The sequence below is a fragment of the Rhizobium sp. CFBP 8752 genome (assembly GCF_014842035.1).
In the GTDB taxonomy this organism is placed as follows: Bacteria; Pseudomonadota; Alphaproteobacteria; order Rhizobiales; family Rhizobiaceae; genus Neorhizobium; species Neorhizobium soli.
Genome location: NZ_JACYUZ010000001.1, coordinates 1430639 through 1448160 on the forward strand (window position 1 = coordinate 1430639; position 17522 = coordinate 1448160).

Annotated in this window: 16 protein-coding genes; 10 read left to right on the forward strand and 6 right to left on the reverse strand. The window is 61.2% G+C overall.

What is annotated here, in order from left to right:
• Window positions 1–88: 88 nt before the first annotated feature.
• On the forward strand, window positions 89–457 hold the full coding sequence (locus tag IFT59_RS06770) for an Hpt domain-containing protein (RefSeq protein WP_192086421.1): 369 nt from the start codon (window positions 89–91) through the stop codon (window positions 455–457).
• Window positions 458–576: 119 nt separating this feature from the next.
• Entirely contained in the window at window positions 577–897 is a 321-nt protein-coding gene (locus IFT59_RS06775; RefSeq protein ID WP_062456606.1) for a 2Fe-2S iron-sulfur cluster-binding protein, read from the forward strand.
• Window positions 898–1345: 448 nt separating this feature from the next.
• Here IFT59_RS06775 and IFT59_RS06780 read toward each other — a convergent pair whose 3' ends face one another.
• Window positions 1346–1960 carry a DUF922 domain-containing Zn-dependent protease gene (locus tag IFT59_RS06780; RefSeq protein ID WP_192086422.1) on the reverse strand — a complete coding sequence of 205 codons (615 nt, stop codon included), beginning with the start codon at window positions 1958–1960 and terminating at the stop codon, window positions 1346–1348.
• Window positions 1961–2066: 106 nt separating this feature from the next.
• Here IFT59_RS06780 and folP point away from each other — a divergent pair, with 106 nt between their 5' ends.
• Genes folP through folK form a run of 3 tightly spaced genes read left to right on the forward strand, consistent with a single transcriptional unit; the run spans window position 2067 to window position 3809 of the window.
• Window positions 2067–2933 carry a dihydropteroate synthase gene (gene folP / locus IFT59_RS06785; protein WP_446737813.1) on the forward strand — a complete coding sequence of 289 codons (867 nt, stop codon included), beginning with the start codon at window positions 2067–2069 and terminating at the stop codon, window positions 2931–2933.
• Window positions 2933–3298, forward strand: coding sequence for a dihydroneopterin aldolase (gene folB / locus IFT59_RS06790; protein ID WP_184653263.1), 366 nt, complete (start codon window positions 2933–2935; stop codon window positions 3296–3298). Before folP ends, folB begins: the two co-directional genes overlap by 1 nt.
• A 7-nt stretch (window positions 3299–3305) precedes the next feature.
• A complete protein-coding gene (gene folK, locus IFT59_RS06795; RefSeq protein ID WP_082476318.1) occupies window positions 3306–3809 on the forward strand; it encodes a 2-amino-4-hydroxy-6-hydroxymethyldihydropteridine diphosphokinase in 504 nt (167 codons plus the stop codon).
• Here the strand turns inward: folK and IFT59_RS06800 are convergent.
• From IFT59_RS06800 to IFT59_RS06815, 4 genes are all read right to left on the reverse strand, one after another.
• Window positions 3799–4353 carry a hypothetical protein gene (locus IFT59_RS06800; RefSeq protein WP_062456618.1) on the reverse strand — a complete coding sequence of 185 codons (555 nt, stop codon included), beginning with the start codon at window positions 4351–4353 and terminating at the stop codon, window positions 3799–3801. The two genes, folK and IFT59_RS06800, sit on opposite strands and share 11 nt — an antisense overlap.
• Window positions 4354–4456: 103 nt before the next feature.
• On the reverse strand, window positions 4457–5530 hold the full coding sequence (locus IFT59_RS06805) for a YcjF family protein (protein ID WP_192086423.1): 1074 nt from the start codon (window positions 5528–5530) through the stop codon (window positions 4457–4459).
• Window positions 5527–6993, reverse strand: a complete 1467-nt coding sequence (locus tag IFT59_RS06810) for a YcjX family protein (protein ID WP_062456623.1) — start codon at window positions 6991–6993, stop codon at window positions 5527–5529. The genes IFT59_RS06805 and IFT59_RS06810 overlap by 4 nt, the downstream gene beginning before the upstream one ends.
• 81 nt (window positions 6994–7074) lie before the next feature.
• Window positions 7075–7584 carry a SixA phosphatase family protein gene (locus IFT59_RS06815; protein WP_062458026.1) on the reverse strand — a complete coding sequence of 170 codons (510 nt, stop codon included), beginning with the start codon at window positions 7582–7584 and terminating at the stop codon, window positions 7075–7077.
• Between the two features lie 265 nt (window positions 7585–7849).
• Between IFT59_RS06815 and dksA the strand changes: the two genes are divergently transcribed.
• Complete coding sequence (dksA, locus tag IFT59_RS06820) at window positions 7850–8269, forward strand: RNA polymerase-binding protein DksA (protein WP_062456626.1); 420 nt, start codon at window positions 7850–7852, stop codon at window positions 8267–8269.
• A 106-nt stretch (window positions 8270–8375) separates the two neighbouring features.
• On the opposite strand, the gene IFT59_RS06825 is transcribed toward dksA, so the two are convergent.
• On the reverse strand, window positions 8376–9464 hold the full coding sequence (locus IFT59_RS06825) for a flagellar biosynthetic protein FliO (RefSeq protein ID WP_192086424.1): 1089 nt from the start codon (window positions 9462–9464) through the stop codon (window positions 8376–8378).
• 275 nt (window positions 9465–9739) lie between these two features.
• Between IFT59_RS06825 and cckA the strand changes: the two genes are divergently transcribed.
• The 4 genes from cckA to ttcA all read left to right on the forward strand — a co-directional run bounded on the left by cckA (window position 9740) and on the right by ttcA (window position 17503).
• Entirely contained in the window at window positions 9740–12361 is a 2622-nt protein-coding gene (cckA, locus tag IFT59_RS06830; protein WP_062456632.1) for a cell cycle histidine kinase CckA, read from the forward strand.
• Between the two features lie 246 nt (window positions 12362–12607).
• Window positions 12608–13696, forward strand: coding sequence for a recombinase RecA (recA, locus tag IFT59_RS06835; protein WP_062456635.1), 1089 nt, complete (start codon window positions 12608–12610; stop codon window positions 13694–13696).
• A gap of 230 nt (window positions 13697–13926) precedes the next feature.
• On the forward strand, window positions 13927–16584 hold the full coding sequence (gene alaS / locus IFT59_RS06840; protein WP_192086425.1) for an alanine--tRNA ligase: 2658 nt from the start codon (window positions 13927–13929) through the stop codon (window positions 16582–16584).
• Window positions 16585–16636: 52 nt separating this feature from the next.
• Window positions 16637–17503 carry a tRNA 2-thiocytidine(32) synthetase TtcA gene (ttcA, locus tag IFT59_RS06845; RefSeq protein WP_062580842.1) on the forward strand — a complete coding sequence of 289 codons (867 nt, stop codon included), beginning with the start codon at window positions 16637–16639 and terminating at the stop codon, window positions 17501–17503.
• Window positions 17504–17522: the final 19 nt, after the last annotated feature.

Consider the following 17522-nt stretch of genomic DNA (forward strand, 5'->3'; position numbering starts at 1 on the left):
GTGATTGTGCCGGAATTTAACGGGATAGGCAGCCGCTGTCCCGCATCACTGGGACGCATGATTGAGCCCCAAAGAGGAACAGAGTTTCATGTCAGCGGCGAATACTGCTTTTTCAACGCCCACTAGCCCGCGCGGGGCATGTCCTTCGCAGTCGCGCCCGATCGATCTCGTGCATCTTGCCCGCCAGACGATGGGCGACAAGACACTGGAAAACGAAGTGCTGATGATGTTTGCCCGCAACGCCCGCCGGGCGCTGCAGGACATGACGGGCGCAGACGCTGCCGGGGTTGCGATGACGGCGCATCGCCTGAGGGGGGCTGCATCTGCGGTCGGCGCGTTCGGCGTTTCCAAGGCGGCGGAGAGACTGGAAGCAGACGGTGCCGACGCCGCGCATTTGGCCGCGCTTGCCGCGTGTGTCTTGGAAGCGGAGAACTTCATCCTGAAACTCTGCCGCTGATCCGTGACAGTTGGAGGGCGCCGCAAGACAACGGCGCGTCGTCCGTTCGTGTTGACTGGACCGGTGATTTATCGGAAGACAACCGGCCAAGACTGCCACTCAATGCGGATTTCCTGATTATGACGAAACTGACCCTCGTTGCCTTCGACGGTACGCGCTTCGATATCGAAGCTGACAACGGCTCCACAGTGATGGAGAACGCCGTGCGCAATTCCGTGCCAGGCATAGAGGCCGAATGCGGCGGCGCCTGTGCCTGTGCCACCTGTCATGTCTATGTCGACGATGGCTGGACCGAAAAGGTCGGTCCTCCGGCAGCGATGGAAGAAGACATGCTCGACTTCGCCTTTGAGGTGAAGCCGACCTCGCGGCTGTCCTGTCAGATCAAGATCAAGGCCGATCTCGACGGTCTGATCGTGCACGTTCCAGAACGTCAGGCCTGAACCAAACCAGACGACCCTCTTCCAAAAAAATGCCTCGCTGCGCAGTTAGCGCAAGCGAGGCAAGGCAGGCGCATAGCCGCAAGGCGAGGGAGGAAAACGCCTGCGGCCGCAATTGCGCCGGGGAGACCTGTGAAGCTTGTACAAGGCAACAACGCGGGACCTCTCTCGGTCCAAGTGCCTGATCGCGGCCGCGAACATCTGCGGCGCCTGAACGGGTGGATCCTGGCACCGTGGCCGGGATCGCGGGCGGCTGGATAACCCTTGATATGGGTCGTTCACAGCGCCGTTCTGTTGCTACGGTTTTAGCCCAGACACACACATTAGTATATTGTTATAAGTCACCGATGAATGACAGGGTGGTGCGAAAGCTCTGCGCAAGTCTCGGGAAAGGTCGGGCTACGGGTCGGTTGATTGGCTGTGCCGATCGATGTCGTCTTTCGCTGCCCGATCAGTCGCGCTTCATCCGGTAATTCAGGAGACGGGTCATCCGCTCGTCGAAGTTCTTCGACTCGACCTGGTCGAACCGCATCTGTTCCCGGTCGTGTGCTTCCAGAAGATCGCGAGTCGCATCGGCGACCTTCTTTTCGAGGCTATCGCAACTGCTGGGCGTCGAGAGGTCCAGAAGCTGTCTCTCGAGAATGCGGGCATGGGTGCGGGCAATTTCGGCATGGCGTTCTTCGTGGCGCTTGATGTCTGCCGAAAGCGTGTCCCATATCATGCCAAGATCCGCGTCTGCACGACGTCGATTGATCCAGCGTGGCAGAACGATATGGGTACGCAGTGTGACCCTTGCGGCGCCGACCGTGCATCGATTGGCGCGCTCGACATAGGTCACTTCCCCGCCGAATTTGATTTCGGTTGCACCGGGATGACGGTGGCCGGTCGTGCGGGTCAGCGGACCGCGTTTTTCCAGCTCCTTGTCGAGGTCTTCGGCAGTTTTGCCGCCGATCTGAAAATACGAGTAAGTCTTGGTGATGATCGGTGCGGCCGATGCGGGAGAGGCGAAGACGCCTGCAAGAAGTACGGTACCGATGAGACGGCGAACCGCGCGCATTGAAAACATTCTGTGGCCTGCAACGTTGAACTTTAAAAGAGCTTGGGGCATAGCGAGACCAAGCGCAACACGAGGTCCCTGAATTTTGCGTCAACTCTCCAAAGATGATTGGCCGGTGATATCGCGGCGCAACACGCACTGGCGATTGGCGCGCGGACGCGTGCTGGAACTCGGCGCGCAAGGCCATATCATGGCGATCGTCAACGTGACGCCGGACTCGTTTTCCGACGGCGGTCGGCATGTGCAAACGGATGGCGCCGTGCGGCATGCGCTGAGCTGCGTCGCCGAAGGTGCTGCCATCCTCGATATCGGTGGCGAATCGACACGGCCCGGCGCGGCGGCGGTGACGCCTGCCGAAGAACAGGATCGCATCCTGCCGGTGATCGAGAAGCTTGTCGGCGAAACCGACGCTATCATCTCGGTCGATACCTATCGTGCGGTAACGGCGCGGCTGGCGATGGCTGCCGGCGCCCACGTCATCAATGACGTACATGGACTGCAGCGCGAACCCGATATGGCTGATGTCGCGGCCGAGACAGGTGCTGGTATTTGCATCATGCACACGGGACGCGACCGGATGGATCGACGAGCGGACATGATCGAAGACCAGCAGTATTTCCTCACGCGGTCTCTGAAGATCGCGCATGCTGCCGGGATCAAGGATGCGGCGATCGTGCTCGATCCCGGGTTCGGATTTGCCAAGAACCGGGACGACGACATGGAACTGATCGCCCGCTTTCGCGAGTTGCAGTCACTCGGATTTCCCTTGCTCGCCGGGACGTCGCGGAAGCGGTTTGTCGGTTCAGTCACGATGCGGGATCCGGCCGATCAGCGGGATATCGGCACGGCTGCAACGACTGCGATCCTCCGACTCGCCGGTGCGGCGATTTTCCGGGTTCATAATGTCGCGGCCAACCGCGACGCCCTGCTGATGGCAGATGCGGTTCTGGCGTCCCGTGCGGCGCAACGGGAGGAGAGCTGATGGGGACCTACAGCATTGCCTTGAAAAACTGCGCCTTCTTCGCTCGTCATGGAGCCTTTCCGGAAGAAGAGAGGCTCGGTCAGCGATTCTATGTCGATCTCGTCATGCATGTGGATGCCGAAGAAGCGCTCGAAGACGACAACGTCGAGAGCACCGTGCACTATGGCAAAGCCTATGAAATCGTCGAGAGGATCGTGACCGGCACGCGCCGCAACCTGATCGAGACGCTGGCCAAGGACATTGCTAAGGCGCTTTGCGCCTGGTCGTCGCAGATCCGAAGGGTCGAGGTGACGGTGCGCAAGCCGAGCGTGCCGATCCCGGGAATTCTTGATCATGCCGAAGTGAGGATCGAGCATGTCGCGTGACGGCTCGATGAAATTGGTAGCCCTTGGGCTCGGCGGTAACGTCGGTGATCCGCGGGCTGCGATGGCAGATGCGTTGAGGGAACTCGATGCCCGATCGGACTGTCGGGTGCTCGCCGTATCCCGGCTTTATGCCACGCCGCCATGGGGAAAGACGGATCAGGCCGAGTTCCTGAACTGCTGCGCCCTGATCGAGACCTCGCTTCATCCCGAGTCGCTTCTCGATGTCTGTCTTGATATGGAAAGGCGGCGCAAGCGTGAGCGCGTCGAGCGCTGGGGCCCGAGAACCATCGATATCGACATCCTGACCTACGGCGACAGCGCGTATCACTCCGAGACGCTGGAGCTTCCCCATCCGCGCATGACGGCGAGGGGCTTTGTGATGATGCCGCTTGCCGATGTCGCGCCCGAAATGGTCCTCGGACAGAAAAATGTCCGCGACTGGCTGGCAGAGGCGGACATCGAAGGCATCAGGATCGCTGACGCAGACAGGGACTGGTGGATTAGGGCTTGATCGAACCGACGGCGATCGAATCCAGATCGCGATCCAGCGACAGGCCGATCACGGGCACCATCTGGTCTTCGACCTTCACCGAAATGGTGATGTTCATCTTGTTCTCGCCGCGCAGGCTGGCGACCATGGCGCCGTTCAGCTGGGCACGGTTGATGCCCATCACGACCTTGTCGCCATTGACGGAGCCGGAGACGATGTCGAGGCCCTTGCCCTGGGCGCCGTCCAGGAACTTGCCGGAATAGCCGGTGCTGCTCTGGCTGATGACCGCGGACATCGGCTGCTGGAAAACGCCGACGCGGCAGGTGCCATCGAGCTTGATGCCGACAGTGCCATCCGGCTGTGCAGCGCCAATCAGGTTGCAGCTGAACTTCGTACCCTTGTACTTGCCCGCGACGATTTCGCCCGGACCCTTCCAGACGCCACCGACCTGCTGGAAAAAGGATTTGTCACGCGAAGCCGCGGAGGCCTCCGGTGCCAGGGCGGGAGCAGTTGCGATGGTCAGTGCAACGATGCCACCGAAAAGCGAAAAGAAGCGCGAATACATGTGCTTTCCCTTGGAAACCAGAAACTTCAAGTGCCTCGCAAATTAGCTTGGAATGGTTAATGACTGGTATCTTTTCGGGTCATTAAGGGTCACAGAGGCGCGATCAATCGGTCTTGCGCGGGCCGACGGGAGAGATGTCGGACATGAAATCGCCGATCCCCGGGCGCTTCACAGCGCGGAAGGGAAGTGGGCGGCAAAGATCCATCGCGGCAATGCCGATACGCGCCGTCAGCAGGCCGTTGATGACACCTTCGCCGAGTTTGCTTGAAAGCCTCGATGCCAAACCATGGCCCAGAACCTGCTGCGCGATTCCGTCTCCAACCGCGATCGAACCTGTCACCGCCAGATGCGCCATCACGTCCCGCATGAGCTTCAACAGTCCGAGCGTGCCTGGGCGCCCGCCGTAGAGGTCCGCCATCGCGCGGATCAGTCGTGTCACCTCGAACAGGACATAGACGAGATCAACGACCGCGCGGGGGCTGACAGCGGTGACGACCGAGACCCGTTTCGAGGCGCCAAGAATGAGGACGCGTGCCTGCCGGTCGAGCGGCGACAGGAGTTCTCGCTCGGCGAGATCGATGAGTTGTGGCCCGTCGATGATGTCGTCTTTCGTCGCATCGAGCGCGGCACGTCCGCGGGCGGTCTCCGCCCGGTGACCTGTCAGTTTCGTGAGCGCGGCGACGACGGTTCTGGCTGCCGTCGGCCTTGGCGATTTCAGGGCGTCTTCCGCTTGCGTCTTCAGCGTCTGGACCGCAGCAAGCCGCATCATCCCGATGATTTCGCGACCGACCATGACCAGAAGCGCGACGATGCCGACGCCCAACGCTGCCGCTGCGGCGTAACCGAGCCAGTCGGACCGTGCAAAGAGATCCCGGATGATCCGATCCGCCCAGAGGCCGAACGCAAGCGACAGGAACGTGCCGAAGGCCGCGGCCGCGAGGTTGGCGAAGGAGAAACGCTTCCGCTTCACCGGCACGGCGACGGCCAGCGCGTCTGGTGAAAGTTCCTGCGGGCTGATGAACGGATCGAGCTCGTCCGGCGTGATGGCGATGCCATCGTCAAACCGGCGGGGTGCGCGGTTCGGGTGGGTCTGCGGCTCTTCTTTAGTCGGAATGTCGTCGTCTACGACGAAGGAAGTTGGGCGGCGGCGGTCATCGGTGATCTTGCGGTCGGTCATGCGAGGCGATCTCCCAGCAGAAACTGCATGGCGCGGTCGAGCCTGATATGCGGGACCGATAGGGTAATGCCGCCCTTTTCGTCGAGAGCCGGGGGACGGAAGCGCACCACGTTGACATCCGGAAGCTCGGAGCCCGGCTGACCGAGCTGCCGAAACAAGGCTTCCGGGTCGGCCGGAAGGTCGCCAGGGAAGATCGCCGTCTGCCGCGTGCCGTCGAAGACTTCGCCATTGATGGTTTCGCCTGCCATCGGTGTGCCGACGATGACCGGCAGTTGGTGACTGCCGTCCTTCACGGAAGCTTCACGCGTGGCGCGCACGGAGGCGATTGCCATCACGTCGATGCCGGCGCCGGCCATGCCGATCCGCTCGATGGCGCGGTCGACGAGGCGGCCGGTCAGGCGTTCCAGCCGGTCGTGGCTTTCGTGATGCAGATGGTCGGCCTTGGTGGCTGCGACCAGCACCTTGTCGATGCGCCGGCCGACCAGCGACGAGAAGAAGCTGTTGTGGCCGGGACGGAAGCAGGCGAGTACGTCGGTCAGTGCGCGTTCCAGATCCTGCACGGCCTCAGGGCCACGGTTGATCGCCTGGAGCGCGTCGATCAGCACGATCTGCCGGTCGAGACGCGCGAAATGCTCGCGGAAGAAGGGTTTGACGACAATTGTCTTGTAGGCGTCGTAGCGGCGCTCCATCATTGCCCGGAACGACCCCTTCGGGGCCGGCGTATCCGGAAGATCGGCGAGGGGCGCAAAGGTGAGGGCGGGCGAACCTTCCAGGTCGCCGGGCATCAGAAATCGCCCGGGCGGCAGGGTGGAGAGCGAGCGCTCATCAGATTTGCAGGCTTTCAGGTAGGCCGCAAAACTCTCGGCCAGCCGACGCGCTGTTCCTTCGTCCGCCGGTGCGTCCATGTCTATGCCGGAGGCGAACGAAAGCCAGTCCTTCGACAACTCGGCGCGAATGCCGGTACGGGCAAGGTCTACCGTGTTGCGGCTGAAGGTCTCGTAATCCTGTGCCAGCAGCGGCAAATCGAGCAGCCATTCGCCGGGATAGTCAACGATATCGATCGACAGCCGGCCGCGGGAAAACATCCGGTTCCAGCCGCTGGCGCTTTGATATTCCAGCGTGACGCGGAGTTCCGAGATCGCGCGCGTCGAATCCGGCCAGATCCGTTCGCGCACCAGTGCGTCGATGTGATCCTCATACTGGAAGCGCGGTATCGCGTCGTCCGGCTGCTGCTCGAGCCGAGCCTGCGAGACCCGGCCGGAGCGCATTGCCTCGAACAGCGGCAGTCGGCCGCCGTTCAGGAGATTGTGGACAAGCGACGAGATGAACACCGTCTTGCCGGCACGCGACAAGCCGGTAACGCCAAGCCGCATCGACGGGTTGACCAAGTTCGAGGCGCGATCGGCGAGATTATCGAGAGCAATCTTCGCGTCGTCGGTGATACTGGTGAGCGCTGGCGGCAAGGTTTCGTCCCAAAACTGTTTGTCGCTATATAGGGACCGTCAGGCAATGCGCAAAGGGATGGGATGCCTTGGAATCTGTGGTCACGGCGTGATGAAATCCGTCAGGTTCCATGCGGGTCGCGAGCCGTCGCTTCGGCCTGCGTGATCGATGACAGCAAGGCCTGCCGTCGGATACCCTGAGGGCAGGGCGCGGGCTGCATGCTCTTTTCCGATCAGTTCCCCGAACACGTCCTCGATCGTCGGGTTATGCCCGACGAGCATCACCGATCCGCTGCGGTCGCTGGTGAAAATCAGCGCAAGATAGGTGCCGACCGATCCGTTGTAGACCTCGTCGATGAATTCGGGCTCGATGGTTTCGCTGATTGCGCGGCGCACCGCCTCCGCAGTCTGGCGGCAACGCATAGCCGTCGAACTGATGACAGCGTCGGGGCGGTAGCGACGGTCCGCCGCCTTGTCGGCAACGATTTCCGCTTCGGCGAAACCATCCGTCGTCAGTGTTCGATCGAAATCTCTCTGACCCTGTTCCGGGTTGGCCGCCCGGCCGTGCCGGAGGAGGTAGATGCGTGACGGCGGCGGCGCGAGTGTCGGCATATCGGTGAAAGACGCCATTTCATTCTCCTTTGACCGCCTGGACGGTAATTCCGTGACTTCGGAACTTCAACCACGCCTGCGCCATGATTGCCAGTTGCGCTGCCCAGGATCCGGTTTCAACCGAAGTCGATTAAAGCATAGAAAATAGTCATTTAGCTGATTTTTGTGACAATTTTAAAATTGCCTCAATAACGAGCGGAAGGCTTGAACCGGAACAACCAAAGCGATATAGAGCGGCCACGAGATGTTCTTCAGGAGAATCGCGTTGAGTGAGAAGATCGATCTTAGCAATTATGTACTCTCGGAAACCGACGAGTTCATGAATGCAAACCAGAAGGCGTATTTCCGGGCAAAACTGACGGCCTGGAGAAACGATATCCTGCGGGAGGCGCGGGAGACTCTGGATCATCTGGCAGAGGAAAGTGCCAACCATCCCGATCTGGCCGATCGCGCATCTTCGGAAACCGATAGAGCCATCGAGCTTCGTGCCCGTGACCGGCAGCGCAAGTTGATCTCCAAGATCGACGCGGCGATGCAGCGCATCGACGACGGGACCTATGGCTATTGCGAAGAAACCGGCGAGCCAATCGGACTGAAGCGTCTTGACGCCCGGCCGATCGCAACCCTGTCGATCGAGGCCCAGGAGCGGCACGAGCGTCGCGAAAAGGTCTATCGCGACGAATGATTTCTGCTTGACGCATGGTCTACGGCAGAAACGACAAAAGGCACGGGAAACCGTGCCTTTTGTCGTTTGATGTCATGGATACGTGCAAAGCCCGCGGCCCTGCATGTCATTTATCGCGCGTGGCGGACATTTCCCCAAATATACGGGCGACTTCGTCCTGAAGTGATGGCTCGGCAGTCGCGCCGGTAATCGGTGCGACAGCAGGATCGCGCTGCGGCAACTGGCGGTTTGGTGCTGGCACCGCGATCGTCTCGCGGCCGGCGTTTTCCCGCGCCGCAAGGTTTTGTGCCATTTCCTCTTCCAGAATTTTCTCGAAATCACTCCCGAGCATCTTCGGCTTTTCGAGAGCCGACTGTACGCCGGTCGAGAGGTCCTCAGGATTGATCGGAACAACGCGCGACGGTTCGGCCGGCTGGTCGGGCTCGGCGTGAGCAAGAACCCGACTGCGCGCGGCTTCAAGCGCGTTTGCCGCATCGTCGACTCTGGATGGTGCAGGCTGCGGGATCGCCGTGATCGCTGCCGCGGCGATCGGCGCTGCGGCAACGCCAGCGGCTGTCGAAACCGTTGCCGGGATGACGACGGTCGGTGCCGGACGCTGTGGCTCGGGGGCGGACTGTCTTGCTGGCGGATCCAGTCGCTGCGGGGCGGGTGGTGATACGGACGCAGTCGGCGTCGGCTCCGACCGGGATACCGGGCTCACAGGGCGAGCGGGAATGGGAGACGGCTGGGTCGCGAGTGGTGGCTTCGCACGCGGGGTGTCATCGCGCACTGAAATCTCCCGCATGGGCTCAGGCCGTTCGGCCTCCGGCAGAGCTGCCGGGCGAGGGTCCGGACGCTGCCTCTGGGCAAGTGCGGGGCGCGGTTCAGAAGGCGCGCTTTCAATGGCGGAGGGCTGTGAGGGCGAGTTCGTCGCGATGCCGGTTTCGATCACGATATCGGTCGGCCCGCCGATCATGACGAGGTGCTCCACGCCGTCGCGGCGGATCAGCACGAGGCGGCGACGTGCATCGACGGCTGCCGCATCCAGCACCTGCAGCCGCGGATTGCGGTTGCGTCCCCCGCGGACGAACGGCGACGGTCCATTGCGACCGCGCAGCATCCACAGGATGCCGAACAGGAAGAGAAGCCCGATGCCGACACCGAGGACCGCGATTACCATCCGGCTGCCATAGGCGCCCATCAGTTCTTCGGCCATGTGCTGATACTCCTCATGCCAATCGTCACATTTGAAAAGACGACAATTTTCGCTTCGATCAAGGGGTGCTGCGATGCTGTCTTGATGGAAAACATCACTTCGGAGAGGAAAGATAGGGCACAAGTCTTCACTGTCCCGGGTTTTCTGGCACAACGGAGCTTTTTGCGTCGCCGACAACTTGCTAAGAAGGAATCATAGGGTTTTCGGCTCCGTGGAGCATGACGGCCGCAGTAGGATGGCTTCGGCAGTCGGCCGTTGCGAAATGCGAGGGATTGATGACGAAGTTGCAGCAGGGCGGCAACTACGAGACCCCACTGGTCGAGCGTAAGACGCGGGGTGGAACCATTCTTCGGATCGTGCTTCTAGCGCTGGTGCTGCTGGGCGTTGCAGTCGCTTTTGTGGTTTTTCAGCAGGCACTCGACAATGAGATTGTGCTCGGCCTGCTGGGCATCCTTGCCATGGTCGGCATATTTTTCCTCGTCTCTTCGATGATTGGCCTCGTGGAAGTCATGCCGCAATCGCGGTCCGACGATCTCGCCCGCGCTTTCCTGGCCGGCCATCCGGACGGTATCCTGATCACGGACATCAAGGGTCGCATCGTCTACGCGAACGCTGCCTATGGTCGGATGACCGGTGCGACGAAAAAGAGCGATATCCAGTCCCTTGAAACGCTTCTGTCCAAGTCGCGCGAATCCAACGAGGCGCTTTACAGGCTGACATCCGCGCTGCGGGAAGGCCGCGAGGGTCATGAAGAATTCCGCCTGCTGCAGCCGCTTGGCCGCAGCACGGGCACTGCCGTCGTTGGAGAGAATGGTGCGGGCGCCTTCTGGTACAGGCTGAAGGCCGGCCTTCTGGCGGGTTCGGGAAACAACAAGGCGCAGCTCGACATCTGGCAGATTACCGACACGACCTCGGAACGGTCGGACCAGGAGCGCTTCTTTCGCGAACTGCAAAACGCCATCGACTACCTCGACCATGCGCCGGTCGGGTTCTTTTCCGCGGGCAAGAAGGGCGAGATCTTCTATCTCAACGCCACGCTGGCTGAATGGCTGGGTCTCGATCTGACCAAGTTTTCTCCTGGATCGATGACGATCGACGATCTCGTGGCGGGCGAGGGCATGGCGCTGATCCAATCGGTTCAGCCGGCGCCAGGTCTGAAGCGTACGGAAACGCTCGATCTCGACCTGCGCCGTGCCAACGGCCAGAGCCTGCCGGTGCGACTTGTTCACAGCGTCAGCTCCATGCGCGACGGTGCGCCCGGCGAAAGCCGCAGTGTCGTGATCAACCGGCCGCATGGTGAGGACACCGATCAATCCGCGTCTGCGATGCGTTTCACGCGCTTTTTCAACAACACGCCGATGGCCATTGCGTCCGTGGATGGCGAAGGCCGGATCCTGCGCATCAATGCGCCGTTCCTGCGACTGTTCGCCGGGGTTCTGACCCGCGACGACGTGGAAAGTGGTGCGTCGCTGGAGCGTATCGCGCACGAGACGACCCGCGATCAGCTGATGGCGGCGCTTGCTGCCGCACGCGACCGGCAGGGCGACATTACTCCGATCGATTCGCGGCATCCGGGTGACGAGACCCGGTATCTGCGTTTCTACGTCAATGCCGTGATCGACGAGAGCGACGAGGCACCCGAAGAGGCGGCCATCATCTATTCCGTCGAGACGACCGAGCAAAAGGCGCTCGAGACGCAGATGGCGCAGACCCAGAAGCTGAATGCGGTCGGCACTCTTGCCGGCGGTATCGCGCACGATTTCAACAATGTGCTGACGGCTATCCTTCTGTCGTCCGATCACCTGCTTTTGCAGGCGCGTCCGTCCGACGCGAGCTTCGCCGATCTGATGGAAATCAAGCGCAATGCCAACCGGGCCGCCGTTCTGGTGCGCCAGCTTCTGGCCTTCTCGCGCAAGCAGACGATGCGTCCGGCGGTGCTGAACCTCACCGATGTGGTGGGCGACTTGCGGATGCTGGTCGACCGGCTGATTTCCGGCACCAATGTCAAGCTCGATGTCGACTACGGGCGCGACTTGTGGCCGGTGCGCACCGACCTGTCGCAGTTCGAGCAGGTTCTCATCAACCTCTGCGTCAACGCGCGCGATGCGATGCCGCAGGGCGGCACGATCCTGATCAAGACCCGCAATGTGACGGCCGAGGAAACCGCCGCCTTCCATCAGGCCGATCTGCCGGCGGAAGATCTCGTGATGGTCGAGGTCGCCGACAGCGGCACGGGCATTCCGCCCGAGATCATGGACAAGATCTTCGAGCCGTTCTTCACCACCAAGGAAGTGGGCAAAGGGACAGGTCTCGGCCTTTCGATGGTCTATGGCATCATCAAACAGTCCGGCGGCTATATCTATCCGGAATCCGAAGTCGGTCGCGGAACGAGTTTCCGGCTGTTCCTGCCGCGTCACATTCCCGAAATACCGGTCATCACGCCAGAGGCCGCAGAGGCTGCAGCTCTGGCAGCCGCACAGCCCGTGGCTTTGAAAGCGCCGGCAGAGGATATGGATCTCACGGGCAAGTCTGCGGTCGTGCTGCTTGTGGAAGATGAAGAAGCGGTTCGCCGGGGTGGCAAGCGCATGCTGGAAACGCGCGGTTATACCGTGCACGAAGCCGGATCCGGCGTCGAAGCACTCGACATCATGGACGAGCTCGAAGGCAAGGTTGATATCGTCGTTTCCGACGTTGTAATGCCTGAGATGGACGGGCCGACGCTTCTGACGGAACTGCGGAAATCCTATCCGGATCTGAAGTTCATCTTCGTCTCCGGATACGCGGAGGACGCGTTTGCGCGCAACCTGCCGGCCGATGCGAAGTTCGGTTTTCTGCCCAAGCCGTTTTCGCTGAAGCAGCTTGCCGTTGCGGTTCGCGAGATGCTCGACTCGGACTGATTTTCTGATCCGCCTGCCAACCTTTATGGAGCCTCGCGATTCGTCCGTCGAACCGCGAGGCTTCTTGCTTTAACGCCTGATTTTCCACAGGTTATATGCGCGAGAACGTTCCGGGAACGAAATCGCGATAACGCAGTTCAATCAAGCTGATAAAAGCCTCTTGATTGATGAGAACAAAAAGAGTACACGATGTCCATCGGCTGCTTCATTGCTTGCGTGGCGGCAATAACCTAAAGGTGGGACCTCATGGCACAGAATTCATTGCGGCTCGTAGAGGATAAAGGCGTGGACAAGAGCAAGGCGCTCGAAGCAGCACTCTCACAGATCGAACGATCCTTCGGTAAGGGATCGATCATGAAGCTTGGCTCGAACGATAGCATCGTCGAGATCGAGACAGTTTCCACCGGTTCCCTGAGCCTCGATATTGCGCTCGGCATCGGCGGCCTGCCGAAGGGCCGTATCGTCGAAATCTATGGTCCGGAAAGCTCGGGCAAGACAACGCTTGCCCTGCAGACCATTGCCGAGGCTCAGAAGGGTGGCGGTGTTTGCGCCTTCGTCGACGCGGAACACGCGCTCGATCCGGTCTATGCCCGCAAGCTCGGCGTCGATCTGCATAACCTCCTGATCTCGCAGCCTGACACCGGTGAGCAGGCGCTTGAGATCACCGACACGCTGGTGCGTTCCGGTGCTGTCGACGTTCTCGTCATCGACTCGGTTGCGGCATTGACCCCACGCGCCGAAATCGAAGGCGAAATGGGCGACAGCCTGCCGGGTCTTCAGGCCCGTCTGATGAGCCAGGCACTGCGCAAGCTGACGGCGTCGATCTCCAAGTCGAAGACGATGGTGATCTTCATCAACCAGATCCGCATGAAGATCGGCGTGATGTTCGGTTCGCCGGAAACGACGACAGGCGGTAACGCGCTGAAATTCTACGCGTCCGTCCGTCTCGACATTCGCCGCATCGGCCAGGTCAAGGAACGCGAAGAAGTCGTCGGCAACCAGACACGCGTCAAGGTCGTCAAGAACAAGATGGCGCCTCCCTTCAAGCAGGTCGAATTCGACATCATGTATGGCGAAGGCGTGTCAAAGACCGGCGAGCTCGTCGATCTCGGCGTCAAGGCTGGGATCGTCGAGAAGTCGGGCGCATGGTTCTCCTACAACAGCCAGCGCCTTGGTCAGGGCCGCGAGAACGCGAAGTCGTTCCTGCGAGACAATCCGGAAGTGGCGCGTGAAATCGAGACGTCGCTGCGCCAGAACGCCGGTCTGATCGCGGACAAGTTCCTGCAGAATGGCGGTCCTGATGCCAATGACGGCGACCAGGCCCCGGACCCTTGATCGGACCTGGGTTGGGATGTCGATCTAGGGCATCCTGACGCTGATATTCACCGGTGTTTTCCGGTTTTCAAATCTTGCCGGCCGCCATCTACGAGATGCGCGGCCGGTCTGCGTTCCGGGCGGGTTTGGGATGATTAGGGGTGCTGTGGCTGGACAGTCGGGAACGCGGACGATACAAGCCTTTCGTCTTCGAATAACAGCATCGCACCCGGCGATAAAAAGGGCTTAGCATGAGCGGCGTGAATGAAATCCGGTCGACGTTTCTCGACTATTTCCAAATGAACGGCCACGAGGTTGTGTCCTCGTCCCCGCTTGTGCCGCGCAATGACCCGACGCTGATGTTTACCAATGCCGGTATGGTGCAGTTCAAGAACGTCTTTACCGGTCTTGAGAAGCGCCCCTACACCACGGCCACCACCTCGCAGAAATGCGTGCGCGCCGGCGGCAAGCACAACGACCTCGACAATGTCGGTTACACCGCCCGCCATCTCACCTTCTTCGAGATGCTCGGCAACTTCTCGTTCGGTGACTACTTCAAGGAAAACGCGATCGAGCTTGCCTGGAAGCTGGTCACAGAAGGGTTCGATCTGCCCAAGCACCGGCTGCTGGTCACCGTCTATTCGGAAGACGAGGAAGCTGCGACGCTGTGGAAGAAGATCGCCGGCATTTCCGACGACAAGATCATCCGCATTCCCACTTCCGACAATTTCTGGCAGATGGGCGATACCGGCCCCTGCGGTCCGTGCTCGGAAATCTTTATCGACCAGGGCGAAAATGTCTGGGGTGGACCTCCGGGCTCGCCTGAAGAAGACGGCGACCGCTTTCTCGAATTCTGGAACCTCGTCTTTATGCAGTACGAGCAGACCGCTCCTGGCGAGCGTACGCTGCTGCCGCGCCCGTCGATCGATACCGGCATGGGTCTCGAGCGCATGGCCTGTGTCCTGCAGGGCAAGCAGAGTGTGTTCGACACCGACCTGTTCCAGACGCTGATCGGAACGATCGAGGATGTCCTGAGCGTGAAGGCCCAGGGCAGTGCCAGCCACCGCGTCATCGCCGACCATCTGCGTTCGTCCGCGTTCCTGATTGCCGACGGCGTGCTGCCATCCAACGAAGGCCGTGGTTACGTGCTTCGCCGCATCATGCGCCGCGCCATGCGCCATGCGCAGCTGCTCGGTGCCAAAGAACCTGTGATGTACAAGCTGCTGCCGACGCTGGTGCAGGAAATGGGCCGCGCCTATCCGGAACTGGTGCGCGCCGAGGCGCTGACCGCGGAAACGCTGAAGCTCGAGGAAACCCGCTTCCTCAAGACGCTCGAACGTGGTTTGTCGCTGCTTTCGGACGCGACCAGCACGCTCGACAAGGGCGACATGCTCGACGGCGAGACGGCGTTCAAGCTTTACGACACCTACGGTTTCCCGCTCGACCTGACGCAGGACGCGCTCCGCGCCCGCGAAATCGGCGTCGATCTCTCCGGCTTTACCGATGCGATGGAACGCCAGAAGGCGGAAGCCCGCTCGCATTGGGCAGGCTCCGGCGACAAGGCGACCGAAACCGTCTGGTTCGAAATCAAGGAAAAGTTCGGCGCCACCGAATTCCTCGGCTATGACACCGAGACTGCCGAAGGCGTCGTCCAGGCGATCGTCAAGGATGGCAAGGCCATCGACAGTGCCTCGAGCGGCGATGCCGTCCAAATCGTCGTGAGCCAGACGCCGTTCTACGGTGAATCCGGCGGCCAGATGGGCGATGCCGGTTTGATCTCGACCGACCACGCCAAGCTTGAAGTGACCGACGTCCAGAAGCGGGGCGAGGGGCTGTTTGTCCATATCGCAACCGTGACCGAGGGCACGTTGAAGGCTGGCGACGCGGTCATCCTCGCCGTCGATCACGCTCGCCGTTCGCGCTTGCGCTCGAACCATTCCGCGACGCATCTGCTGCATGAAGCCCTGCGGGAAGTGCTCGGCACACACGTGGCGCAGAAGGGCTCGCTGGTCGCTCCTGAGCGTCTGCGGTTCGACGTGTCGCATCCGAAGCCGATGTCGTCAGAGGAATTGCAGGTCGTCGAGGATATGGCCAACGCCATCATCCTGCAGAACGCGCAGGTCACGACGCGCCTGATGAGCGTCGACGATGCGATTGCCGAGGGTGCAATGGCATTGTTCGGCGAGAAATACGGCGATGAAGTTCGTGTCGTCTCGATGGGCAAGGCTGTCGATGGGCCGAAGGCCGGCAAGCCTTATTCGATCGAACTCTGCGGCGGGACGCATGTCAACGCGACGGGCGATATCGGCCTCGTGCGCATTCTCTCCGAAAGCGCGGTCGGCGCCGGTGTTCGCCGCGTCGAAGCGGTGACGGGGGATGCAGCGCGTGTCTATCTCGCTGAGCAGGATGAGCGCGTGAAGACGTTGTCGGGTGCGCTAAAGGTTCAGCCCGGTGAGCTTGTCTCCCGCGTCGAGGCGCTGATCGACGAGCGTCGCAAGCTTGAGAAGGAACTGGCGGATGCCAAGCGCCGGCTCGCCATGGGTGGCGGTCAGCAGGGTGGCTCTGCCGACGACATCCGCGAGATCGCTGGCATCAAGTTCATGGGCAAGGCGCTGGCCGGCATCGATGCGAAGGACCTGAAGGGTCTCGCGGACGAAGGCAAGGCTACCCTCGGTTCGGGTGTCGTGACGCTGGTTGGCGTGTCGGAAGACGGCAAGGCGAGTGCGGTCGTGGCGGTGACGCCTGATCTTATCGGCCGCTTCAGCGCTGTCGATCTGGTGCGGATCGCCTCTGCGGCACTTGGCGGCAAGGGCGGCGGCGGACGGCCGGATATGGCGCAGGCCGGTGGCCCTGACGGTGCCAAGGCCAATGATGCGCTGGAAGCCGTGGCCGCAGCGCTCGGCGCCTGAGGTTGGAATGATCGGGCGGCCACTGGCCGCCCGTTTCACATGAGGTTTGGACATGGGATTGAACGCAACAATACCGGATGAGATCGACGAGGTCGTGGATGGCCTCGTGCCGTCCCTATTCAGGGATGCACCGAGTTCGGTCTCGTTCAACAAGTTGCGCAAGCGCCTGCTGCGGCAGGTTCGTCAGGCGTTCGACGATTTCGGCATGCTGAAAGATCAGAAACGCTGGCTGGTCGGCCTGTCGGGCGGCAAGGACAGCTATTCGCTGCTCGCCATTCTGCTCGATCTGCAATGGCGTGGCCTGCTTCCGGTCGAGCTGCTTGCCTGCAATCTCGATCAGGGACAGCCGAACTTTCCCAAACACATCCTGCCGGATTATCTCACCTCCATCGGCGTCAAGCACCGGATCGAGTATCGCGATACCTATTCGATCGTGAAGGAAAAGGTGCCGGCGGGCGGAACCTACTGCGCGCTCTGTTCGCGGCTTCGGCGCGGCAATCTCTACCGGGTTGCCCGCGAAGAGGGGTGTGATGCACTGGTTCTCGGGCACCACCGGGAGGATATTCTCGAAACCTTCTTCATGAACTTCTTTCACGGCGGACGGCTTGCCGGCATGCCGGCGAAGCTTCTGAACGACGAAGGCGACGTGATGGTGCTGCGGCCGCTTGCCTATTGCGCCGAGGACGATCTGGCGAAATTCTCTGCCGCCATGGAATTCCCGATCATCCCCTGCGACCTCTGTGGCTCGCAGGACGGGCTGCAGCGCAACGCGATGAAGGCCATGCTTGCCGATATCGAGACGCGCATGCCGGGCCGCAAGGACACGATGCTGCGGGCGCTGGCGCATGTGAACCCGTCGCATCTGCTTGACCCGAAACTGTTCGACTTCTCCGGCCTCAGCGCCAACCCCGCCGCCTGATCCCCAACAAGCGGCTCCC